Raw genomic sequence first — 22,481 nt, forward strand, 5'->3', positions numbered from 1 at the left:
CGATCAGCCGGTGGCGTTGCCCGCGTGCGTGTTGAACGCCAGGGTGCGGTGCCCGATCCGGACCCGGGTGCCCTGCACCAGGACCTGCTCGCTGCCGGGCGGCATCCGCACCCAGTCAGGGGTCTTCGGCAGGTGCACGTAGGTGCCGTTGGTCGAGTTGTTGTCGACCAGGACGACGTCCCAGCCGCGCAGCTCGAGCCGCGCGTGCACCCGGGAGACCTGGTTGGACTGGTCGATGATCGGCAGCGGCCGGAACTCGCCGGCGACGATCCGCTCGTCCGGTGCGGGGTCGCGCCCCAACAGGTACGGGTTGTCCAGCTGGAACACCGCTCCGTCGTCGAGCACGATCACGCCCAGCGGAGGCCGCGGGCCGTTCACCAGCACGGGCGTCTGCTGGACCATGTTGATCCCGCAGATTCCGCAGAACAGCACCCGCGGGTCGTTGAAGTGCTGGTTCTTGCAGTAGACGCCGCGCACCTGCTCATGGGCGTGGTCGTCGTGGACCTGCGCCGCGTCCTCGACGATCGGCAGCGGCTCGAAGTCGTCGATGTCGTCGTCGACCTCGCTCATCAGCACCGACTGGAAGCTCACGTGCTCGTCGGGCTGCGCCGGCGGCAGCGGCCGGCCGGCGACCGGCGCCATGACGGGCGGCTCGGGCTCCACGGCCGGCGGAGCTTGGACGACGGGCGCCGGCTCGGGCGCCCGGACCTGGGTCGCCGGGCGCAGGACCGGCTCGGCCGGCGTACCACCGACGGCGGGCACCAGGAAGCCACCGGCGGGCACGACCCCACCATCGAGCCGGTACCACGACCCGGCGGCCGGCGCCGCGGCTCCGGGCAGCACGGCCGAGACCGACTCGACCGGCCACGGGATCAGCCGCTCCACCCACGCCAGCGACTGCGCGCCGCTGATCTCCTCGCCGTCGACGTTCACGACGACGTCGCCGTCGACGAAGACCGCGAGTCCGGTGGTGTGCGGTGCGATCGCGGCGAAGCCGGGGGACTGGTCGACCGAGGTGGACAGCATCAGCGCGAACCCGCGGATCAGCTGGCGGCCCTGGCCGCCGTTGGCGGCCACCATCTCCGCGTGCTCGAGGTAGGGCCGCACGACTTCCGGGTCGTCGGACCCGACGAGGAGCACGACCGGCCCGAACCGGGCCAGAGTGCCGCCGCCGGGACCGGGGACCACCGACGCCGCGGTCCAGTCGTCTGCCGAGGTGTGCGTCATCGTCAAATGATCCTTCCGCCGAAGAAGCGCCACCGGATGAACGGGACCCGCATCGGGCCGTTGGTCCAGACCCAGATCACCAGCCAGATCACCGAGAAGTCGATGAAGAACGCCCAGAACGGCACCCCGTCGTACGGGTAGTCGATGCCGGGCACCAGCTCCAGGTCGAGCAGCAGCCACACCAGTGCGCCCTCGTTGAGCGCGGTGATCAGGCCGAACATGGTGGGCCAGTCCTTCTCCCACCGCAGCTGCTGGATGGCGTGGTAGATCAGCTCCCACACGATGCCGAGCACCAGCACGGCCGCGAGGATGAGATACGTCGTGCGGTAGTCCGGGTCGCCGGGCAGGATCGGTGTCAGCACCAGCGTGATCAGCCCGCCGAAGACGACGAGCATGAAGATCCGGGTCTGGAGCCGGCCGTTGAGGGTGGGCAGCATCAGTCACACGCTCCTGGGGTCGCGACGGGCCGGCTCACGGGGCGCTCCCGGCGAGCCACTTCCACCACTGCAGGGTCGAGCGCACCGGCCCGATCCGCTTGCAGAAGCCGCGCTTGTTGAGGTCCCCGTAGATCTCCTGGGCCGCGACCTGAAGGCCCAGGAAGGTGTCGACGCCGGGGAAGTAGCCGCCGAGCGTGGTCGCGCCCGACGCGTACATCACGCCGCCGCCCGACTGGGTGCCGATCAGCTCGAAGGAGCGGTCGACGTTGAGCCGGCCGACCGGGTTGCGGCTGGCGCCGCCGTGGTCGAGCAGGTCCTTGAGCAGGCGGTGCTCGGCGATGTCGGCCTCGAGGCCGGTGCAGTCGATGACGAAGTCGACCTCCACCGGTACGACGCCCTGGGCGGTGCGGACCTGGTTGAGGATCCGCTCGCCGCTGGGCCGCATCTCGTCGACGGTGCCGACCACGCAGCTGTACCAGCCCTCGCGGCGGCCCTGCTTCATCTGCCGCTGCCAGCTCTTGCGGTAGGGCGTGTTGGTGCCGCCCATCCGCTTGTAGAGCTCGGCGCGCTGCTCGCCCTCCAGGTTGCGCACCTGCGCCTTGAGCTGGCCGCCCCACACCGACTTCGGGTAGTTGAACCCCTGGTAGGCCCACCCGTCGCCACCGCGGCGGCGCATGGTCACCCGGGTGCGGCCACCGCCCGGGCGCTGGTCCTCCTCGTTGCCGTAGCCGTCGTTGGTGCCGTGGATGTAGGTGCGGAACAGGTGCACGATCCTGGTCTGCGCGCCGTGCTTCTCGCGGTCGTCCATCAGCCGCTGCAGGATGCGCGAGGCCACGATCCCGCCGCCGCGCACCAGCACCGTGGACGGCGTCTGCACGAGCCGCTCGTAGACGTGCTCGTGGGCCTCGTAGGCGTTGACGATGTGGCGGTAGTCGTTGTTCTCGGTGCGGTAGCGCTGCAGCTCGGGCAGGAACTTCAGTCCCGGGTAGCCGACCGCCAGGTGCACGTACTGCGAGCGGAAGGCGACCCGCTTGGTGGCCGACGCGCCTTCGGGCGGGGTCAGGATCGTGAAGTACCCGCCTCCGTAGCGCCGCCGGACGATGCGGACCAGGCCCTTGACCAGCATCTCGTCGTACGCGATCCGCTTGGCCTCGCGCTCGAGCTGCTGGAAGACGTTGCCGGCCTTGGGGGTGTAGTAGTCCTCGAAGATCGGCTCGCTGAACAGCTGCCAGAGCACCTTGAGGTTGAAGTGCCGCACGCCCTCCGCGAAGCCGTACGACGGGAAGCCCCAGATGTTGTCCGGCCGCGACGCCGAGTCGGAGCGGATCCGCTCGGGCCGCGGGACCTGGGAGACCCGGGTGAGGTACTCGTAGGTCTGCCACGGGAAGTCGAGGGTGCTGAGCACCCGCATCTGGGAGGTCGGCACGCCCGCTATGCGCAGGTAGTCGACGGTCACGAAGCTCCCGATGCCGCCGCCGATCGTGACGAACGGGACGTCCACGATCGGGATGCCGGCGGCCGCCACCATGTCGTCGGTCCAGAAGTCGGTCTGCAGCAGCTGGTCGTTCAGGTCACCCGAGATCGGCTGGGCTGGCAGGTAGGTCGAGGGGTCCGTGGTCGGGACCACGGATGCCGCGGTGGGGTCGATCAACGGATGCCTCCTGGGTCGCTGACGGCGTCCGGAACGCTACACCGGTTGCCCCGCCGGCGCCGGGGGAATCGCTGCTGCCAGCCGGGATCGCGTGACATGCTGGACCCCGGCCGAGGCACCCGGCTGGACGACGAGGCGCTGGAGGATCCGCGTGCAGGGAATCGCTGACTACGAGTTCGTGCGCCCGCTGGGCGAGTCGAACTACGGCACCAACTACCTCGCCACGGCCCCGGCCCGGCTGGGCATCCCGGCCGGCGAGGTGGTGGTCAAGGTGATCGCCGGACCCACGTCCGACGACGCCTTCCGCCGCGCGACCCGCGAGCTCAAGCACTTCAGTGTCGCCGACTCCGACCGGCTCGTCGCCGTCTACGACGCGGGCCGGCAGGGTGGCGCGTTCTACTACGCCATGGAGTTCCTGCCACTCGGCTCCCTCGAACGGCCCCAGGTCGAGATCGGCGTCGGCCAGCGGGTGGCCGCGGTCCGCGACGCCGCCCGGGCGGCCCACGCACTCCACGAGCGCGGGATCGCGCACCGCGACATCAAGCCCGCCAACGTGCTGATCGCCGAGGACGGCGGCCGCCTCGCCGACCTCGGGCTCTCCCAGCTGCTGTCACCGGGCATGGTGACGACGGGGCTCGGACAGATCGGCCTGGAGTTCACCGACCCGGCGATCATGCTCGGCGCCCAGGCATCGCGGGCCAGCGACATCTGGTCGCTGGGTGCCACCGTGCACTTCGCGATCACCGGAGCCGGTGTGTACGGCGAGCTCCGCGACACCGAGCCGCTGCTGCTGGTGCGCTCGATCCTCGCCTCGCAGCCCAGCCTGGCCCCTGACCTGCCGCCGGCCGCCCGCGACCTGGTCGAGGCCTGCCTCGCCACCGACGTGGCGGCCCGCCCGCGCACCGCCGCGGAGGTCGCCGACCGCATCGCGGGGCTCGCCGCCGAGCTGGGGTCGGCGGTCTGAGGATGGAGCTCCACGACGTCCTGCGCGAGCTGGTGACCGAGCACGGCTCGGCGATCCTCGACGACGCCGCCGGCTTCCGCGGCGTCCTCGACGACGTCCTGGCCGAGGACCAGGCCACCACCGGCGACATCAACCTGCTCGTCGACGCGGTGCGCTTCGGGGTGCTCAGCCCGTTGCGCGAGATGATCGACGGCGGCGCCGACCCGGGCCGCGCCGTCGAGGAGGCCGGGCTGCGCCTGGCCCGTGACCGCGGCGGCGACGACCACGCCGCGTCGAGCTGGGCCGCCGCCGTGCTCGGGTACGCCGTCGGCACCGTCCCGGCCGCCGTCGTGCTCCGCTACCGCACCAGCCGGCCCGCGAGCGGCCAGCTGCCGCCGCCGACCGCGGCGCCCGCTCCCGGGCCCGCCGCGTCGCCGTACCAGTCACCGCCTCCCACCGCCTGGCCGCCGGCCCCGCCGGTCCACCAGTCGGCACCCCAGCCGACGGTGAGCCCGACGCCCGCACCCCCGCCGTATGCCGCCCCCGCGGCGTACCCCTCCGGTCCGGGCGGCTACGCCCCTCCCGGCGGCTTCGGCGCCCCGCCGCCGAAGAAGCGCGGTGCCGCCGTGTGGATCGCGGCCGCCGTCGCCGGCGTCGTGGTGGTCGGCGGCGGGGTCGCGGCCGCGGTCGCGCTCTCCGGCGGCGGCAAGGACCCGGATCCGAAGAAGGTGGAGTCCAGCGGCCCGAAGGAGCCCGACGTCGACGTCACGCCCGCGGCCCTCGACGAGCGCTACGGCACCCTCGCCAGCAAGATCTCGGCCGGCACCACCGACTGCAAGGCCGACCAGCCGGGCTCCGGCGAGACCGAGGTCGTGCAGTGCTCGGTCAGCACCGGCACCCTGCGCCTGGTCACCTACGCCGACGACGCGGCGTTCACCGCCGCCCGCACCGCCCGCTTCGACTACCGCGCCGGCACGATGAGCGCCGACAACGGCGCCACGGCCCTCTACGAGTACGACCCCGAGCGGGGCGGCACCACCGACCCGGCCGTCGTCTACTGGGACAGCAAGGGCGCCAAGCAGTCTGCGCTCCTCGAGGGCGAGGGCACCGCCACCATCGACGCGGTCGTCGCCAGCTTCACCAGCACCTCCCCCCGCGTCACCGAGCCGACCGCGCCGGCCCACCCCAAGCTGATCGAGTTCATCAAGATCAACATGGACCCCGCCAAGTGCACCCGCGAGCGCACCTTCTTCACCGGCGAGACCGAGGAGAGCAGCTGCGAGACCGACGACAGCGGGATCATCGTCAGCGTCGGCCGCTACTCCACCCGCAAGGAGATGAAGGCTGACCGCAAGTACTACAAGAAGCAGTACGACGAGGCCGGCACCCAGGGCGGGGGCGGCACGTGGCGCTTCGGCGAGGGCGAGGCCGAGGGCGGCTACTACGCCTACCTCGACAGCTCCGGGGAGACCGCGACGGTCTACTGGGACTGGAACGCCGACGACTGCTACTGCTACGGCGTCGCGCGGAACTTCGAGGGCGACCTCGAGGGCCTCGAGAAGTGGTGGCCCTCCGACGACTGACGGGGGTGCTCAGCCCTCGGGCACCGGCACGGTGTCGGCGAGGTCGGGCCGGTCGATCCCGGCGACGTCGTTGCGCACCAGCAGCGCCATCGTGGTGTCGTCGCCCCCGATGAGGGCGGGCTCGGCCAGCCACTCGGGCAGCTGCTCGCGCACCCAGCCCAGGCCCCGGGCCCGGGCGAACTCCAGCAGCTGCTCGCCGGTCTGGCGCCACCACCCGTGGGAGTCGACCCGCGAGCGGCCGAAGCCGTCGGTGCACAGGAAGACCAGCGCCGCGCGGTCGGCGGCGGCGTCGACGACGCCGACCCGCAGCGCGTCGAGCGGGCGCGGCTGGCACAGCGAGCTGGTGTGCAGCCCGTCGAGGTAGGGATCCTCGGGCAGGGGGCGCGAGGCGGTGCCGTCGCTGTCCACCAGGACCGAGTCGCCGTCGCCGATCTGCAGGAACACCATCACGTCCCCGGCCGCGGCCGCGCCGAGGATGGTCGAGCCGTAGGCACGCAGCGGGTCTGCGGAGGCGCCGAGCTCGTCCTCGGCGGGGGAGTAGGGGTTCGCCTCGAGGTGGTGGCGGACCTTCGCGGTCCAGGTCTCCACGATCGCCGCCCCGGCCCGCGCCACCCGGTCGCGGGCGGTCTCGTCGGGCGCGGTCAGGTCGGGCAGGATCCGGCGCAGCTCCTCGACCGCGCTGACCACCGCCAGCGCCGCGCCGGTGTCGCTGCGGAAGTGGTACTTGTGCCCGTGGCCGTCGGCGACGGCGATGACCGCATGCCCCAGCGCCTGGTCGCTCCAGGTGAGCACGGCGTCCTGGATCGGCAGCTCGTCTCGGACGTGGACCGAGCCGATCGTCGTACCCGACAGGGTCGTCCACACCGGATCGGCGTCCGGGCGGTCGGTCATCCCAGGGTGCTCCAGATCGGGTCGCCGATCGGGCTCGGCGGCGCCGCGGTCACCCCGGATCCCGGACCGACGACCGGTCGCGAGGCGACCTTGCTGGCCGCCTTGGAGGCCCAGACGATGTACTCGACGAGCTGCTCCGGGTTGTCCGCGCGCAGCAGCGGCACCTCCTCGTCGCCGATGAACCGGCGCAGGGAGTGCATGTCGGCGTCGCGGCCCACGCCGAGCGCGAGCCGGACCGCGGTGGCGCCCCAGCGGTTGTTGAGCAGAGCCTGCAGGCCCTCGGCGAACGTGACACCACTGCTCTGCGTGGGGCGGCCGTCGGAGACGAGGATGATCGCGGGCGGGAACGCGCTGTTGGACTCGTCGAGGTGGTCGAGTGCGCCGGCCAGGGTCTGCAGCGCGCTGCCGAGCTCGGTGAACCCGCGCGGCACCGCCTCCAGCCGGGTCCAGTGGATCCGGTCGACCGGGGTCGGCTCCTCGATGATCCACTGCGGCTCGTTGGCGAACGCCAGCACCCGGACCAGCATCTCGGCGTGCGGGTTGGCCCGCGCCTCGTCCTTCAGGTGCGGCAGGACCTCGGTGATGGCGTTGTTGAGCGCCTGGATGCGGCCGCCGCGCAGCATCGAGCCCGACACGTCGAGCACGAAGATGAAGTGCAGGGGCTTGCGCGCCAGGGCACCGCCGAGCCGATCGCTCATCGAGGGCCTCCTTCCACCTGGGCGTCGGGTTTCAACTGTTCCCGTTCTGTCGAGGTTATAGCCTGTCACGGGTCCAGGAACGCGATAACGGAGGTCGGTCACACCCATGGTGCTGGCAGAGGGCGTCGAGGTCGACCTCGGGCCGTTGGGGCGCGCCCGGGTGACGTCACTGCTCGGCCAGGGCGGCCAGGGCTACGTGTTCGAGGTGCGCCGCGACTCCGGCGAGCCCCTGGCGCTGAAGTGGTACAAGCCCGAGAGCGCCACCGCCCAGCAGTACGACGAGATGCAGCAGCTCGTCGAGATCGGCTCGCCCCACCAGCGGTTCCTGTGGCCGCTCAGCATGGCGCGGGTCGGGACCGAGCCGAGCTTCGGCTACGTCATGCACCTGCGCCACCCCCGCTACCTCGAGCTCAGCTACCTGCTCCTCAACGCCGACCGCGACGGCAAGCCGCTCGACGTCTCCTTCGCCTCGATCATCGAGCTGTGCCGCCAGCTCAGCTACAGCTTCCTGCGCCTGCACGCCCGCGGCCTGTGCTACCGCGACATCTCCTTCGGCAACGTCTTCTTCGACCCGGGCAACGGCGACGTGCTGATCTGCGACAACGACAACGTCGGCATCGACAACGGCACCGGCCGGGTGCTCGGGACGCCGTACTTCATGGCGCCCGAGGTGGTCCGCGACACGACGTACCGCACCCTGCCCAACACCGACACCGACCGGCACTCGCTGGCCGTGCTGCTCTTCTACTCGCTGTTCCTCGGCCACCCGCTCGAGGGTGCGCGCACCGACGCCGGCATGCGTGACGCCCACTGGCTGATGACCCACTTCGGCACCGAGCCGCTGTTCTGCATGCACCCCACCCGCGCCGAGAACCGGCCGGCCCAGATCGTGCAGCAGTACTGGAACATCTACCCGCAGTTCCTGCGCGACCTGTTCGTCCAGGCGTTCGTCGACGGCATGGACAACCCCGGCGCGCGGGTCACCGAGGGCCAGTGGATCAAGGCGCTCGACCGGCTGCGCGACGGGATGCTCGCGTGCCCGACCTGCGGCACGACCAACTTCTGGAGCCCCGCCGAGGACAGCGTGACCTGCTGGCAGGACGGCACCCAGGTGCGCCCGCCATACCTGCTCCACGTCGGGCGCCGCACCGTCGCCGTGGGGCCGCAGACCACGCTGCGCTCGGACCACCTGACCTCCGGCGTCGACCATCCGCAGGTGCTCGGCCAGGTCCGCCAGCACCCCGACGCCCCCGAGCGCTGGGGACTGCACAACGCCTCCGACTTCTCCTGGCCGGTCGCCTACCCGGGCGGCCAGAATTTCCTGCTCGAGCCGGACCGCACCATCGAGCTGGTGTCCGGGGCCCGGATCCAGATCCGCAACGCCACGGTGCAGGTACGCCGGCCGGCAACTGACGGGCAGGGGTGAGCGTCGTGTCCGCACTCGTCGTCGAGGTCGACGGCCGGGTCCTGCGTCTCGAGGGGAAGCCGGTCTACCGGATCGGCCGCGCCATCGAGGCCGACGTCGTGCTCACCGCCGGCTCGGTCTCCCGCCAGCACGCTGAGCTCCAGGCCACCGACTACGGCTGGGTGCTCGTCGACAGCGGCAGCCAGTTCGGCACCTACGTCGACGACGAGCGGATCACCGACTACCCGGTCGAGCGGCGGATCACCGTGCGCTGCGGCCCGCCGGCTCCCGGTTCCTCCCTCGCGATCATCCCGGCCGAGGAGTACGACGTCGTCGCTGCCACCCCGGTCGCGCCCGCGCCGCCGCCGGACGAGCCCAGCGGGCCCGCCGCGCCGTCGTACGTCGTCGACGAGGCGACCCGGCCGCCGTTCCCGGTGACACCGCCCCCCTCGATGCCACCCTCGATGCCACCGTCGACGCCACCGTCGATGCCGCCCCCGGCCACGCCGCCGATGGGCACGCCGTCGCCCTGGGCGCCGCCCGCGGGTGCGCCCGTACCGTCGATCCCCGCCCCCGGCGCCCGTCCGGCCGCCGCGCCCGGCCTGCCGGCGGCGATCTCCGGCAACGACGCCACGCAGATCCTCGCCATGCCGCGCCCGTCGGGCCCGCCCGGTGCCGGCGCCGCGCCGCGCACCGGCCCGGACCTGCTGCTCGTCGCCGAGGGGCGCGAGCACCGCTTCCGCCATCCCACGCCGATCACCGTCGGGCGGCGCAGCGACTGCACCGTGGTCATCGGCGACCCGGCCTGCTCGCGCCTGCACGGCCGGATCGACCCGGTCCCGGGCGGCTGGACCTACACGAACCTCTCCAACGAGGGCACCTTCCACGACGGTCGCCGGGTCACCACGACCCGCTTCGACGAGCGGCTGGCGCTGCGCCTGGGCCACCCGGTCGCCGGTCCCGAGCTCACCTTGGTGCCCATCCTGTCCGCAGCCGAGGAGGAGCGGCGGATCGCCCGTCGCCGGCTCGGCAAGCGGCTCGCGATCATCGGCGGCATCGCCGCGGCGCTGCTGCTGGTCGCCGGGATCGTGGGTCTGGCGTTCGTCCTGGGCCGCGACGAGCCGGTCAAGCGTGCCGGCGGCGACACGGATGTGCTGGAGGCGGCGAAGGCGGCCACCGTCAAGATCACCGCCGAGAGCCACCTGCTCGACGACCCGTCGAAGACCGGCACCTACCACGGCTCGGGCTCGATCATCCGCTCCGACGGCCTGATCCTCACCAACGCCCACGTCGCCGCCCCCGAGTCACCCGGCCTCGCGGAGAAGTACGGCGACGAGGTGCTCATCGCCAATCCCAACTACCTGCTGATCTCGCTGACCGACGGCATGACCGACACCAACGCCCCGGCCGCCTACCGGGCGCGCGTGGTGGAGGCCGACGGCAACCTCGACGTCGCCGTCGTGCAGATCTACGCCGACGAGGACGGCAAGCCGCTCGAGGACGACCTCGACCTCCCGACCGTCCCGATCGGCAGCTCCGACGACCTGCGGGCCGGCGACAGCGTCACCGTGCTGGGCTTCCCGGCCGTGGCCGGCGACGGCGAGTCGATCACGGTCACCACCGGCGTCATCTCCACCGTCCTGAACGACCCCGACCTCGGGCCGCGCTCCGAGCTCGACACGGACGCCCGGATCGCCCCCGGCAACTCCGGCGGCATGGCGATCAACGAGGACGGCGAGCTGATCGGCATCCCGACCTCGCTGTTCGCCGACGAGGGGAGCACGGTCACCAGCGGCCGGATCCGGTCGATCGACGTCGTGAAGGACCTGATCAAGAAGGCCGAGGACGAGACGGACTGACTCGGGACATGCCTGCGCCCCCGCGGACGTGAGGTCCTGCGGGGTGCGGGGCGGGGTGGCTACTGGTCGGGCGGGCCGGTGTCGCCGGTGGTGTGGAGGGGGTGGGTGCCGCGGTGGTCGACGCGGAACCGGAACCCGTTGGGGCTGGTCCACACATAGGTCGCCGGCATCGGGGTCTCGTAGCGCCACAGTGAGTGGGTCTTGGCGCGGTGATGGCGCCGACACAGCGGGGCCTCGTTGCAGGGGCAGGTCGGTCCACCCTGGCCGTAGGGCTTGGCGTGGTCGAGGTCGCACCTGGACGCAGGTCGGGTGCAGTGGGGGAAGCGGCAGGTGTGGACCCGCAGCATGACGCGGGCCTTGTGGCGGTCGGGGATCTCGTACGCCGTCACAGGCACGTGGTCGGCCAGGTCGATCACCGGCCGCACGATGATCGTGGTGCCCTTCGACCGCAGCCACTCCCGGATCTGCGCGGCGGTGATCGGACAACGTCCCTCGTCCCACCGGCCGACAGGGTTGTGCCCGGTCAGGGTGGTGTCGGTGACGTGCACGTTGAGCACGACCTTGCGGCCCGGGACGGTCGCGACGACCTCGCCGGTGTCCGGGTCGGGGAGCAACAGGTCCAGGGCCAGGTCGTCGCGGGCGAGCTCGGCAGCGGCCTTGGACCGGCGCACGTCGAGCGTCGAGTCGTCACCGAGCCGACCCAGGACCTCGGCCCGACGGGCGACCGCTTGGTCGAGGTCGTGGCCATCCGCGGCGTCCAGCAGCCCGTCGAGGTGGACCATCCCGTGCTCGTCGACCTCGCTCAGGTCGAAATGCCGATGGTCGGCGGCGGCCTTCTGACGCTCGGCCTCGGCACGGTCGGGGTCGAACCGAAGCACCGCCTCTGCCACGAGCCTCACCAGTTGCGCCCAGCCGACCCCGGAGGCGTTGAACAGCTGCCGGTCCACGAACCCAGCCGCCTCAGCACACAGGCCGTGGGTGAGGTCGGCGATCCGCTCCGCCCGCCACGGCGCCAACCGACCGGAGGTGACAGTGGCATAGACGTTGGGGAGGCGCCAGGCACACTCGATCACCCGCCCGACATACGCCTTCCCGCCGTCGGGGGACCTGCCGAGGACCGCGACCAGCTCCATCAACGCGAACTCGCTGACCAGGGGTGCACCCGCACCTGCGATCGGGACACCGGTGTCGAGGTAGCCCTCGGTGATCGTGGCCGCCCGCTCAGGGCCGGTGACGATGTGGCCGCTGGCCCAGGCGGTGATGTCCTCCCACTCCTCGATGATGAGGGCGTTGCGGGAACGGATCCGGTCACCGACCCGTGACAGCAGGGCTGCTGTCGTGCGGGGCTGGGTTCCGAGATCCATGACTGGATTCTCCCATCCACCTCCGACACAATCACGCGTCGGAAACCCGCCTGTGGACAGGGGAAACTCGATCCGTGGGGTGTGGAGAATCGACGTCTCCAGCTGCCACTGAAGTGGCGTCGCGGACCGCAGCCCGACCGCCGAACCCCAGCCACCTCGACGCCTTCCTCGTCGCTGCCCTTTCGGAACGAGACCGGCTACGGAGCCGAAGCCCGCGGACAGTTCCGGCAGCACGGCCAGGGGTCTCGAGACGGTCGCTGCGCGACCTCCTCGACCACCGGGGGATGCGGACCGTAGCCCGACCGCCGAACCCGGGCCACCTCGACGCCTTGCTCGCCAGCGCCTCTCAGAACGCAACGACCTACGGAGCCGAAGCCCGCGCAGAGTTCCGGCAGCACGGCCAGAGGTCTCGTGACGGTCGCTGCGCGACCTCCTCGACCACCGGGGTCGCTGCGCGACCTCCTCGACCACCGGGGTCGCTGCGCGACCTCCTCGACCGCCGCGCTCAGCTGGCCTTCTTCTTCGCGGCGGTCTTCTTGGACGCGGTCTTCTTGGCAGCGGACTTCTTCGCGGGAGTCTTCTTGGCCGCCGCCTTCTTGGCGGTCTTCTTCGTCGCCGGCTTCTCCTCGCCCTCGCCCCGCGAGGTCTTGGCCGCCTCGACCGAGCGCTGCAGCGCGGCGAGCAGGTCGACCACCTCGCCGCCGGACTTGGCCGAGGTCTCGGTGCGCTGCACCTCGCCGCCCTCGATCTTGGCCTTCACCACTGCCTGGACCGCGTCGGCGTAGTCGTCCTCGAACTCGGCCGGGTCGAAGTCGCCGGACAGGGTCTCGACGAGCATGTGCGCCATCTTCACCTCGGCGTCCTTGACCTCGCCGGTCTCGACGCTGAAGTCCGGCTTGCGGATCTCGTCGGGCCACATCATGGTCTGCAGCACGATCACGTCCTCACGCACCCGCAGCACCGCCGTGGTCACCCGTTGGCGCAGTGCCACGGTGACGACTGCCATCCGGTCGGCGTCGAGCAGCGCCTGGCGGAGCAGGGCGTACGGCTTGGCGCCGGTGCCCTCGGGCTCGAGGTAGTAGGACTTCTCGAACAGCAGCGGGTCGATCTGGTCGCTCGGCACGAACTTCTCGACCGCGATCTCGCGCGAGGAGGTCGTCGGCAGGTTGGCCAGGTCGTCCTCGGTGAGGATCACCATCTCGCCGTCCTCGGTCTCGTACCCCTTCGCGATGTCGGAGTACGGCACCTCCTCGCCGTCGATCGCACAGATCCGCTGGTACTTGATCCGGCCGCCGTCCTTGGCGTGGACCTGGCGGAACGAGACGTCGTGGCTCTCGGTCGCGCTGTAGAGCTTGACCGGCACGCTGACGAGGCCGAAGGAAACGGCCCCCTTCCAGATCGCACGCATGGGTCGAGACTATCCGGTCCTGACAGGATGGGCCCGTGCCCGAACTGCGCCCGATGCTCGCCACCCCGAGCACCCACGTGCCGCGGGGCGAGGAGTGGTGCCACGAGGTCAAGTGGGACGGCGTGCGCGCGCTCGGTTCCCTCGACGGGGGCGCGGTCACGCTGACCAGTCGCAACGGCAACCGGATCACCCCCGCGTGGCCGGAGCTGGTGACCCCGCCCACCGGCGTCCGCGACCTGGTCGTCGACGGCGAGATCATCGCGCTCAACGAGCGTGGCGTGCCTGACTTCCGGGTGCTCGCCGAGCGGATGCACGTGCGCAACGTGGCCACCGTGGCCCGCCTCGCTGCCCGGATCACCGCGACCTACATGGTCTTCGACCTGCTCCGCCTCGACGGCGAGGACCTCTGTGCCCTGCCGCTGCACGAGCGTCGCCGCCGGCTGGCCGAACTCGACCTGGGCCGCTCCGGGTGGCAGGTCCCGGCGGAGTACGACGACGGCGCGATGCTCTTCGAGGCGACCCGCGCCCAGGGGCTCGAGGGCATCGTCAGCAAGCGCCGCGACTCGACGTACCGACCCGGCGAGCGCAGCCACCACTGGCTGAAGCTCCCGCACCGTCACCGCGGCTCGTTCGTGGTCGGCGGGTGGCGCCCGCAGGTCGGCACGAGCGACCGGCTGGCCTCGCTCCTGGTGGGGGAGCCGACCGCCGACGGGCTGGCCTACCGCGGCCGGGTCGGCAGCGGCATCGGCGCGAAGCAGTCCCGCGCCCTCGCCGAGCTGCTGGCGCCCCTGGCTCGTGCCTCGAGCCCGTTCGCCGACGAGGTGCCGCGGGCCGACGCCGACGGGACCTGGTGGGTGGACCCGGTGGTGGTCGTCGACGTCGACACCCACGGGCTCGGCTACGAGCGGCTCCGGCAGCCGTCGTACCAGGGCGTGCGGACCGACCTGACCCCCGAGGACCTGTGATGGCGAAGAAGGCCGACCATCCCCAGACCGAGGTCCACGTCGACGTCGAGGGCCGCACCCTGCGGCTCACCAACCTGGAGAAGGTGCTCTACCCGAGCACCGGCACCACCAAGGGCGAGGTGCTCGACTACTACGTGCGGGTCGCCCCCGCGCTGCTGCCGCACCTCGCCGGCCGCCCGGTCACCCGGATCCGGTGGCCGCACGGTGTCGGCGACATGAGCTTCTTCGAGAAGAACGCACCCCGCGGCACCCCGAGCTGGGTGCGCACCGCGGAGGTGCCGACCACCGGCAGCCGCGGCCCCAGCCGACACGGCGACACGCTCGTGTTCCCGATCATCGAGGACCTCCCGACCCTGGTGTGGGCGGTCAACCTCGCCGCCCTCGAGCTGCACGTCCACCAGTGGACCGTCGACGAGGACGACGAACCCGTCGGCGCCGACCGGATCGTCATCGACCTCGACCCCGGCGAGCCGGCCGGGCTCCACGAGTGCTGCCAGGTCGCGCTGCTCGTGCAGGAGGCCCTCGCCGAGCGCGACCTCGACGCGGTCGCGGTCACCAGCGGCAGCAAGGGCCTGCACCTGTACGCACCGCTCGCCGAGCCGCTCCCGTCGGCCGAGACCAGCGAGCTGGCCAAGGAGATCGCCGAGGAGCTGCAGGCCGCCCGCCCCGAGCTGGTCACCGCCACCATGACCAAGGCGCGCCGGCGCGGGAAGGTGTTCCTGGACTGGTCCCAGAACGCCGGCTCCAAGACCACCGTGGCGCCGTACTCGCTGCGCGGCACGCCGCGCCCCCAGGTGGCGACCCCGATCGGCTGGGACGAGGTCGCCGAGGGCGCCGAGGACCCGCTCGGGCTCGACCAGTTCACGCCGACGCAGGTGCTGCAGCGCGTCGAGGAGTACGGCGACCTGTTCGCCTGACCCGGCCTCAGGCCAGCCGGCGCCGCATCGGGTAGACGTCGAACTCGGTGACCGCACCCGCCGGGTCGCCGCCCGAGCCGACGGCATGCGCCACCTCGTCGGGGGAGACCGCGTGGTCGGCCTCGTCGAGGGTGGCGTCGATCAGCATCTGGAACTCCGCCGACGGGTGGTCCACCCGCTGTGCTGTCGTGTCGATCCGCCAGCCGGCCCGGCCGAGCTCGTTGAACAGGCCCATCAGGGTGGTGTTCTTCTCGGCGGCGATGCCCTCGAAGCCGTCGGCGGCCTCGATCAGGTAGACCGGGCGGAGGACGGCGAGCGCGGCGGCGTCGTACAGCGGCACCCACAGGCGCGCGTACTCGTAGGACCGCTTCGCGCTCACGGTCCCAGTGTAGGGCCAGGGACGGACGTCAGGCAGAGCGCAACGGGCGGACGGCGGCCGGGTCGACCACGTTGGCGAGGTCGACGGCCGCGCCGAGCACCTGGCCGTTGGCCGCGATCGCGGGCGCGTCGACCACGTCGGCGACGATCGCCGTCACGTTGTCGCGGCTGCCGCCGTCGAGCGCGGCCAGCACCAGCCGGTCCACGGCCATCGTGCGACTGTCGAGGCCCAGGCCCAGCGCGATGGCGGCGGGGGACAGGACGTCGGTCAGGCCGTCGCTGCACAGCAACAGCCGGTCTCCCGGCCGCAGGTCGAGCAGCAGCAGGTCCGGATCGGGCACGTGCTCGCCGTCGACGGCGTGCAGCACGACGTTGCGGTACGGCGACACGGCGGCCTGCGCCGGCGTGAGCTGTCCGTCGTCGACCATCGACTGCACCAGGGTCTGGTCGTGGGAGAGCTGGCTCAGCTCGCCCTCGCGCAGCAGGTAGGCGCGGGAGTCGCCGACGTGGGCCAGCGCCGTGTGGATGCCGTCGGTCAGCAGCGCGGTCAGCGTGGTCGCCATGCCGGTGCGGCGCGGGTCGGCCGCGATCCCCGCCGCGAGCTGGGCGTGCGCCTCGCGCGTCGCCGCACCGAGCAGCCGCGCCGGCTCGTGGCCGGGATGGGCCAGGGAGCGGGCGCTGACGACGTACGACGTCGTGGCCGAGGCGACCTCACCGGCCTCGGCGCCGCCGACGCCGTCGGCCACGCAGAGCAGGTAGGGACCGGCGAAGCCGGCATCCTCGTTGTTGGTGCGCACGCGACCGGTCTCGCTGCGCGCGGCGAAGCGGAACTGGAGCACGGCGCTCACCTCCCGGGGTCGTCCTGTTCAACGCCCGGGAGGGGCGCCTGAGTTCCCCGGAGGTCGAGGAGGTCGCGCAGCGACCGTCACGAGACCCGGCAGTCCGACCTACGAGCGGAAGCCCACCTGGCCCGACGTGCTGCGGCCGATCTCGACGTAGGCGAGCTTGGCGGCGGGGACGACGGTGACCTTGCCCTTGGTGTCGGTCAGCGTGATCACGCCGTCGGCGGCGGCGATGGCGTCGGCGACCAGCTTCGCGACGGCCTCGTTGGACTCGTCGGTCTCGATGACCAGCTCACGGGCGGTGTTCTGCACACCGATCTTGACCTCGACGGTCATGGTCACACTCCTCGTTCGTGGGGACGCCAGCCTAGCCAGGGACTGGTCGGTCAGCTCCGGTCGGTCAGCTCTCGTCGGTCTTCGGGTAGCCGCGGATGCCGCGCCACGCCAGGCCCGCCACCAGGGCGGTCGCCTCGTCGCGACCCAGGCCGGCCATGGCCCCGTCGTTCTCGGTCAGCCAGAACCGGGCGCTGACCTGGGCCATTCCCACGAGGGAGACGGCGAGCAGCTGGGAGGCCGCGGGCGGCAGAGCCGTGTCCTCGGCGATGACCGTCGCGATCAGGTCGGCGCACTCGGTGGTGACCCGGTCGATGTGCCCGCGCACGGCGGGCTCGTTGGTGAGGTCGGACTCGAACACCAGCCGGAAGGCGCCGGTGTCGTGGCCGACGTACGCGTAGAAGGCGTCGATGGTCGCCGCTACCCGCTGCTTGTTGTCGTGGGTCGAGTCGAGCGCCTTGCGGCAGTTGGCGATGATCGAGTCGCAGGCGGCGTCGAGGATCGCGAGGTAGAGCTCGAGCTTGCCGGGGAAGTGCTGGTAGAGCACCGGCTTGGACACCCCGGCCCGCTCGGCGATGTCGTCCATCGCCGCGGCGTGGTAGCCCTGGGCCACGAAGACCTCGAGGGCAGCGGACAGCAGCTGAGCGCGTCGCTCGCGTCGCGGGAGTCGTACGCCGCGCGGCCGCGGCTCGTCCAGGTCGAACTGCTCGGTCACCACGGACACGAGACTACTCGCTGGTAGCCGGGGTCCGGATGCCGGGACGTGGTGCCCGGGCCTTGGACCCGACAGGGACCATGGACGCATCGAGGGAACAGCCCGGGCCGTCGCAGCGTTGCGCCCAGGCCCCCCATTCCATCCAGCAGTACCCGAGGAGCAACACCGTGAGCTTTCCCGCGCTGGTCGAGCCGGCAGCCGAGCTGACCATCGACGAGGTCCGCCGCTACAGCCGCCACCTGATCATCCCCGACGTCGCGATGGACGGTCAGAAGCGCCTCAAGAACGCCAAGGTGCTCGTGATCGGCGCAGGCGGTCTCGGCAGCCCGGCGCTGCTCTACCTGGCCGCGGCGGGCGTCGGCACGCTCGGCATCGCCGAGTTCGACGAGGTCGACGAGTCCAACCTGCAGCGCCAGGTCATCCACGGCATGTCCGACCTCGGCAAGTCCAAGGGCCTGTCCGCCAAGGAGTCGATCCACGAGATCAACCCGCTGATCGAGGTGGTCCTCCACGAGGAGCGCCTCGACAACGACAACGTGATGGACGTCTTCCGGGGCTACGACCTGATCGTCGACGGCACCGACAACTTCGCCACGCGCTACATGGTCAACGACGCGGCGTACTTCCTCGGGATCCCCTACGTGTGGGGCTCGATCTACCGCTTCGACGGCCAGGCGTCGGTCTTCGCGCCGACCATGGCCGACGACGCCCCCTGCTACCGCTGCCTCTACCCGGAGCCGCCGCCGCCGGGCATGGTCCCCTCCTGCGCCGAGGGCGGCGTGCTGGGCGTGCTTTGCGCGAGCATCGGCTCGATCCAGGTGAACGAGGCCATCAAGCTGCTGATCGGCGCCGGCGACCCGGCCATCGGCAAGCTCGTCATCTACGACGCCCTCGAGCTGGAGTGGCGCAAGCTGAAGGTCCGCAAGGACCCCAACTGCGCGCTGTGCGGCGAGAACCCCACCGTCACCGGCCTGATCGACTACGACGCCTTCTGCGGCGCGATCTCCGAGGAGGCCGCCGACGCCGCGGCGGACGCCACCATCTCGGTGACCCAGCTCGCCTCGATGATCAAGGAGAAGGAGGAGGGCAGCCGCGACTTCGTCCTCGTCGACGTCCGCGAGCCCGCCGAGGCCGAGATCAACCACATCCCCGGCGCCGTCCTGATCCCCAAGGGCGAGTTCCTCAACGGCAACGCCCTCGGCCTGCTCCCGCCGGTCGACTCGGGCAAGCAGGTCGTCCTGCACTGCAAGAGCGGCGTCCGCTCGGCCGAGTGCCTGGCGATCGTCAAGGGCGCCGGCTACGACGACGCGGTCCACGTCGGTGGCGGCGTCGTGGCCTGGGTCAACCAGATCGACCCGAGCCAGCCCAGCTACTGAGCGGTCGAAAGGGCCCCGCGATCCGGCTGGATCGCGGGGCCCTTCCTTGTCCCCGGTGGTCCGGTCGCCCTTACGGGTTGCTGACCTGGACGTCGATGGAGCGGTCGGCGTTCTCGGCAGTGACCCTCGCGGTCACGCCGGCCCCGGCGACCTTCACCGAGTTCCACGGGTTGGCGGCCGTCCAGTACCGGTTCGGGTCCGTGTCGTCGAAGGTCGGGATCCCCGCGACCGACGGCGCGCACGCCTCCTGGGAGGTGAAGCCGGTCTTCGTCGGCACCTGCGTGTGCAGGCACACCGGGTCGGTCGCGTGCAGCCCGAACGTGGCGTCGAAGGGCTCGCGCCGGTTGGTCGGGCTGGTGCCGTCGGGGTAGGTCAGCGAGTCCGGCCGTACGTCGACCGGCAGCGCGTAGCCCTCACCCTCGTGCGTGATGGTGTTGTTGTCGGCGTAGGCCTGGTCGACCAGCCAGACCAGCATGCCGGTCTGGTAGGGGAAGTGCTCCACCCAGTCGGGCCGCGTGACCCCCTCGGAGAACTGGTACGGGCCGTTCTGCAAGGTGGCGTCGTAGCCGACGTACTGCCTGTTCTCGAGCAGGTAGTAGCGACCCGTCGTCTTGGTCTCGGTCCCGGTCGACACCTTGAACCCGTCGACGGTCCAGCCGTTGTCGCCGTTCTCGGCTCCGTCGGCGAAGGTCGCCTTGTCGTTGGTCACCGTGATGTCGTCGAGGAAGGCCCCCGCCTCGTTGACGCCGCCGTCGGTGGCGTAGCGGAACCGGAACAGCGAGGTCGACCCGCTGGCCCGGTAGGCCCACTTGTGGCCGGACCACCCGGAGCTCCCGGTGATCGCGTCGAGCGTCTTCCAGGTGGCGCCGTTGTCGAGCGAGTACTCGGCGTACAGGTAGTCGTAGTCGGTCTCGATCTGGTTCCAGACCTTCGCGCCCACCGTCACCCGCGACGCCGCCGGCACCGACCGGGTCAGCGTGTTGACCAGGTTGTCGCCGCGCCCGGAGTACCACGCGTGCGCCCCGGTCGCCGGCGCGGTGTACGTCGTCGTGGTGGTCTTGTCCGGGAGGTCGACCTTGACCGCCTGGTCCTGGCCGACCGCCGTCACCTGCGACGGGCTGAGCCGGTAGGCCCCGCTCTGCCCGGAGCCCACCTCGGAGTAGTCGAGCCAGCCGAGGAAGAGCTTCTCCTCGGGGCCCATCAGGCCGGGCGTGGTGCCGATGTCGGTGAGGCCGTGGCCCAGCCAGGAGCCGGACGACATGAGCGTCCAGAAGCCCGTGCCGTTCTCGCCGTCCGCGGTGTCGTAGTAGTCGGGCAGCTCGAGGTCGTGGCCGTACTCGTGGGCGAACACGCCCAGGCCGCCGTTCTCCGGCTCCACGGTGTAGTCGCCGATGAAGAACTTCGACTGTCCGACCTGGGTGCCGCCGTACAGGTTCTGCTGCGGTCCGCCGTCACCCTCGACGGTCGGCCCGGTCTGGCCGTAGCGGTCGCCGTAGGCGTACCAGCGGTGCGACCAGATGGCGTCCTCTCCGCCACCGCCCTCCTCGCCGCCGCCGGCGTGCACCGCCTGGAAGTGGTCGAGGTAACCGTCGGGCTCGTTGAAGTCGCCGTCGCCGTCGTAGTCGTAGCGGTCCCACACGTCGAACTGCGACAGGTAGGCGTCGATCTCGGCGGGCGTCTTGCCCGCGGCCACCTGGGCGGCGTACCAGGCGTTCGCGGTGTCGGCGATGAACGCCCACGACCCGCCGTTGTCCTCGATCGCGTTGTCGCCGTAGCTCGACGCGTTGCCGGGCACGGTCACCCAGTCCTCGGTCGTGACGCTGACGTCGTAGCGGCCACCCGACAGCTGGCGGTAGTAGTCGTGGAACGACTCGCCGTCACCCATGAACATGTCGTCGTAGTGCGCCTTGTCGAAGTCCGGCACCCAGTACGTCGAGTTGTCGACCGAGCGGTCGGGCTCGGGGATCTGGTTGTGCAGCGGCCCGGGGGTGCGGCCGTAGCGTCCTGAGCTCGCCGTGCCGAACTGGCCGAGGAAGGTCAGCACCTTGTCGGTCCGGTTCACCGGGAACTCGACGTACTCGCCGTCGGCCAGCTGGACGGTCGCGCCGCCGCCGGCCTGCTGCTTCAGCTGCGCGCTGCCGTTGGCGAGCATCGCCCGCGCCTTGCGCAGATCCTTGCGATGCTCCTTGGTCTTCGGTCCGGGCCGGTCGTGCGACTTGCCGTGCGCGTTGCCCTGCGGCGAGGGACCGTCGGTGGACGGGATCGCCTGGGCGGGTTGGGAGAGGGTGCCTCCGAGGGCGAGGACCGCGGCGCCGGCGACGACGCCGGATGCTAGTTTCACGATTGCCTCCGAGCTGGGTGGGTGGAGCGTCCGGACGGCGCGCAAGGAGGCCCGAGGGTTGCACCGGCCCCCCTGGAACAATCCGGCGCAGTGACGTAGCCCACACGAAGATCGTGGTGGCGCGCAAGGGGTAGGGCGAAAGTTTGCCGTCGGCGTGACCGCGACGCCGTGTCGTCGTTGTTCAGGGCACGCGGCCTCGCAGTCGCGTCGCACCAATCGGAGGGCGTCCGGGCACCACGACCCGGGCTGCACCGAGGGAGCACCGGGAGCCCCGTTCGGCCGGACGGGGCTCTCTGCCCGTCCGGGGCCGTCCGCGCGGCAGGGCATGATCGGGGGCGTGGACGAGGGGTACGTCGAGCGGGTGCTCGACCTGGTCGAGCAGGTCCCGCCGGGACGGGTGACGACGTACGGCGCCGTGGCGGCCGTCGCCGGAGGAGGCCCGCGTCAGGTGGGCTCGGTCATGGCGAGGTACGGCGGCCCGGTGCCGTGGTGGCGGGTCGTGCGTGCCGACGGCACGCTCCCACCGAGCCACGACGACCGGGCCCGCGAGCTGTACCTCGCCGAGGGAACGCCGCTGCGCAGCAGCAGCGGCGCCCTCGACATGCGCCGGGCCTTCTGGGACCCGGCGACCGGGGACTAGTCCCGGGCGGGGTGGATCAGCCGAGCGCCGCGACGGCGGCGTCGTAGTCGGGCTCGGTCGCGATCTCGGGGACGAGCTGCGAGTGGAGCACGGTGCCGTCGGCGTCGAGGACGACGATCGAGCGGGCGAAGAGGCCCTCGAGCTTGCCGTCGGTCATCTTCACGCCGTAGTCCTCGCCGAAGGAGGAGCGGAAGGCGGAGCCGACCTGGACGTTCTCGATGCCCTCGGCGCCGCAGAAGCGGTTGAGCGCGGGCGGCAGGTCCTGGGACACGTTGATGACGGCGGTGTTGTCGAGGCCCGCAGCGAGCTCGTTGAACTTCCGCACACTCGCGGCGCACACGCCGGTGTCGATGCTCGGGAAGATGTTGAGGACCGTGCGCTGGCCCTCCGGGAGGGTCACGGAGCCGAAGTCCGCGCCGACCAGGGAGACCGACGGGGCGGCGGAGCCGACGGCGGGCAGCTCGCCGACGGTGTTGACGGGGTTTCCCCCGAGTGCAGTGGTAGCCAT

At 71.6% G+C, this 22,481-nt stretch carries 21 protein-coding genes; 8 read left to right on the forward strand and 13 right to left on the reverse strand.

Annotation, left to right across the window (positions count from 1 at the left end; translation table 11 throughout):
- Positions 1-3 precede the first annotated feature (3 nt).
- Genes FBY23_RS09925 through FBY23_RS09935 form a run of 3 tightly spaced genes read right to left on the reverse strand, consistent with a single transcriptional unit; the run spans position 4 to position 3,315 of the window.
- Complete coding sequence (locus tag FBY23_RS09925) at positions 4-1,227, reverse strand: FHA domain-containing protein (RefSeq protein WP_141797993.1); 1,224 nt, start codon at positions 1,225-1,227, stop codon at positions 4-6.
- A 2-nt stretch (positions 1,228-1,229) separates the two neighbouring features.
- Positions 1,230-1,664, reverse strand: coding sequence for a hypothetical protein (locus tag FBY23_RS09930; RefSeq protein WP_141797994.1), 435 nt, complete (start codon positions 1,662-1,664; stop codon positions 1,230-1,232).
- Between the two features lie 34 nt (positions 1,665-1,698).
- Positions 1,699-3,315 carry a hypothetical protein gene (locus tag FBY23_RS09935; RefSeq protein WP_222117782.1) on the reverse strand — a complete coding sequence of 539 codons (1,617 nt, stop codon included), beginning with the start codon at positions 3,313-3,315 and terminating at the stop codon, positions 1,699-1,701.
- A 151-nt stretch (positions 3,316-3,466) separates the two neighbouring features.
- Here FBY23_RS09935 and FBY23_RS09940 point away from each other — a divergent pair, with 151 nt between their 5' ends.
- Together FBY23_RS09940 and FBY23_RS09945 are read left to right on the forward strand one after the other, a co-directional pair.
- Positions 3,467-4,279: a serine/threonine-protein kinase gene (locus FBY23_RS09940; RefSeq protein WP_141797995.1), complete on the forward strand. Its 813-nt coding sequence runs from the start codon at positions 3,467-3,469 to the stop codon at positions 4,277-4,279.
- Positions 4,280-4,281: 2 nt separating this feature from the next.
- Positions 4,282-5,841: a hypothetical protein gene (locus FBY23_RS09945; RefSeq protein WP_141797996.1), complete on the forward strand. Its 1,560-nt coding sequence runs from the start codon at positions 4,282-4,284 to the stop codon at positions 5,839-5,841.
- 9 nt (positions 5,842-5,850) lie between these two features.
- Here FBY23_RS09945 and FBY23_RS09950 read toward each other — a convergent pair whose 3' ends face one another.
- Both FBY23_RS09950 and FBY23_RS09955 read right to left on the reverse strand, forming a co-directional pair.
- On the reverse strand, positions 5,851-6,732 hold the full coding sequence (locus FBY23_RS09950; RefSeq protein WP_141797997.1) for a protein phosphatase 2C domain-containing protein: 882 nt from the start codon (positions 6,730-6,732) through the stop codon (positions 5,851-5,853).
- Positions 6,729-7,430: a VWA domain-containing protein gene (locus tag FBY23_RS09955; RefSeq protein WP_160158207.1), complete on the reverse strand. Its 702-nt coding sequence runs from the start codon at positions 7,428-7,430 to the stop codon at positions 6,729-6,731. Before FBY23_RS09955 ends, FBY23_RS09950 begins: the two co-directional genes overlap by 4 nt.
- 106 nt (positions 7,431-7,536) lie before the next feature.
- On the opposite strand from FBY23_RS09955, the gene FBY23_RS09960 reads away from it, so the two are divergent.
- The gene (locus FBY23_RS09960) at positions 7,537-8,856 is read left to right on the forward strand and encodes a protein kinase domain-containing protein (RefSeq protein WP_141797999.1); all 1,320 of its coding nucleotides are present in this window, start codon (positions 7,537-7,539) and stop codon (positions 8,854-8,856) included.
- Positions 8,857-8,861: 5 nt separating this feature from the next.
- A complete protein-coding gene (locus FBY23_RS09965; RefSeq protein ID WP_160158208.1) occupies positions 8,862-10,694 on the forward strand; it encodes a trypsin-like peptidase domain-containing protein in 1,833 nt (610 codons plus the stop codon).
- 59 nt (positions 10,695-10,753) lie between these two features.
- Here FBY23_RS09965 and FBY23_RS09970 read toward each other — a convergent pair whose 3' ends face one another.
- Complete coding sequence (locus FBY23_RS09970; RefSeq protein WP_141798001.1) at positions 10,754-12,058, reverse strand: HNH endonuclease signature motif containing protein; 1,305 nt, start codon at positions 12,056-12,058, stop codon at positions 10,754-10,756.
- Positions 12,059-12,563: 505 nt separating this feature from the next.
- Positions 12,564-13,466, reverse strand: coding sequence for a Ku protein (locus FBY23_RS09975; RefSeq protein ID WP_141798002.1), 903 nt, complete (start codon positions 13,464-13,466; stop codon positions 12,564-12,566).
- Positions 13,467-13,501: 35 nt separating this feature from the next.
- Between FBY23_RS09975 and ligD (FBY23_RS09980) the strand changes: the two genes are divergently transcribed.
- Complete coding sequence (gene ligD / locus FBY23_RS09980; protein ID WP_260805876.1) at positions 13,502-14,431, forward strand: non-homologous end-joining DNA ligase; 930 nt, start codon at positions 13,502-13,504, stop codon at positions 14,429-14,431.
- Positions 14,431-15,348, forward strand: coding sequence for a non-homologous end-joining DNA ligase (ligD, locus tag FBY23_RS09985; RefSeq protein WP_141798003.1), 918 nt, complete (start codon positions 14,431-14,433; stop codon positions 15,346-15,348). Before ligD (FBY23_RS09980) ends, ligD (FBY23_RS09985) begins: the two co-directional genes overlap by 1 nt.
- Before the next feature lie 7 nt (positions 15,349-15,355).
- Here ligD (FBY23_RS09985) and FBY23_RS09990 read toward each other — a convergent pair whose 3' ends face one another.
- From FBY23_RS09990 to FBY23_RS10005, 4 genes are all read right to left on the reverse strand, one after another.
- Complete coding sequence (locus FBY23_RS09990) at positions 15,356-15,727, reverse strand: hypothetical protein (protein ID WP_141798004.1); 372 nt, start codon at positions 15,725-15,727, stop codon at positions 15,356-15,358.
- 28 nt (positions 15,728-15,755) lie between these two features.
- The gene (locus FBY23_RS09995) at positions 15,756-16,574 is read right to left on the reverse strand and encodes a PP2C family serine/threonine-protein phosphatase (protein WP_141798005.1); all 819 of its coding nucleotides are present in this window, start codon (positions 16,572-16,574) and stop codon (positions 15,756-15,758) included.
- 99 nt (positions 16,575-16,673) lie between these two features.
- The gene (locus FBY23_RS10000) at positions 16,674-16,904 is read right to left on the reverse strand and encodes a DUF3107 domain-containing protein (protein WP_141798006.1); all 231 of its coding nucleotides are present in this window, start codon (positions 16,902-16,904) and stop codon (positions 16,674-16,676) included.
- A 64-nt stretch (positions 16,905-16,968) separates the two neighbouring features.
- Positions 16,969-17,619, reverse strand: a complete 651-nt coding sequence (locus tag FBY23_RS10005; RefSeq protein WP_260805878.1) for a TetR/AcrR family transcriptional regulator — start codon at positions 17,617-17,619, stop codon at positions 16,969-16,971.
- Between the two features lie 164 nt (positions 17,620-17,783).
- Between FBY23_RS10005 and moeZ the strand changes: the two genes are divergently transcribed.
- Positions 17,784-18,992 (forward strand): adenylyltransferase/sulfurtransferase MoeZ, encoded by a 1,209-nt coding sequence (gene moeZ / locus FBY23_RS10010; protein ID WP_141798008.1) that lies wholly within the window; start codon positions 17,784-17,786, stop codon positions 18,990-18,992.
- A 70-nt stretch (positions 18,993-19,062) separates the two neighbouring features.
- Here the strand turns inward: moeZ and FBY23_RS10015 are convergent, their stop codons facing one another.
- Positions 19,063-21,333 carry an immune inhibitor A domain-containing protein gene (locus tag FBY23_RS10015; protein WP_222117784.1) on the reverse strand — a complete coding sequence of 757 codons (2,271 nt, stop codon included), beginning with the start codon at positions 21,331-21,333 and terminating at the stop codon, positions 19,063-19,065.
- Between the two features lie 337 nt (positions 21,334-21,670).
- On the opposite strand from FBY23_RS10015, the gene FBY23_RS10020 reads away from it, so the two are divergent.
- On the forward strand, positions 21,671-21,973 hold the full coding sequence (locus tag FBY23_RS10020) for an MGMT family protein (protein WP_260805879.1): 303 nt from the start codon (positions 21,671-21,673) through the stop codon (positions 21,971-21,973).
- Between the two features lie 16 nt (positions 21,974-21,989).
- On the opposite strand, the gene tpx is transcribed toward FBY23_RS10020, so the two are convergent.
- A complete protein-coding gene (gene tpx, locus FBY23_RS10025; RefSeq protein WP_141798010.1) occupies positions 21,990-22,481 on the reverse strand; it encodes a thiol peroxidase in 492 nt (163 codons plus the stop codon).

The sequence above is a fragment of the Nocardioides sp. SLBN-35 genome, assembly GCF_006715725.1.
Classification (GTDB): Bacteria; Actinomycetota; Actinomycetes; order Propionibacteriales; family Nocardioidaceae; genus Nocardioides.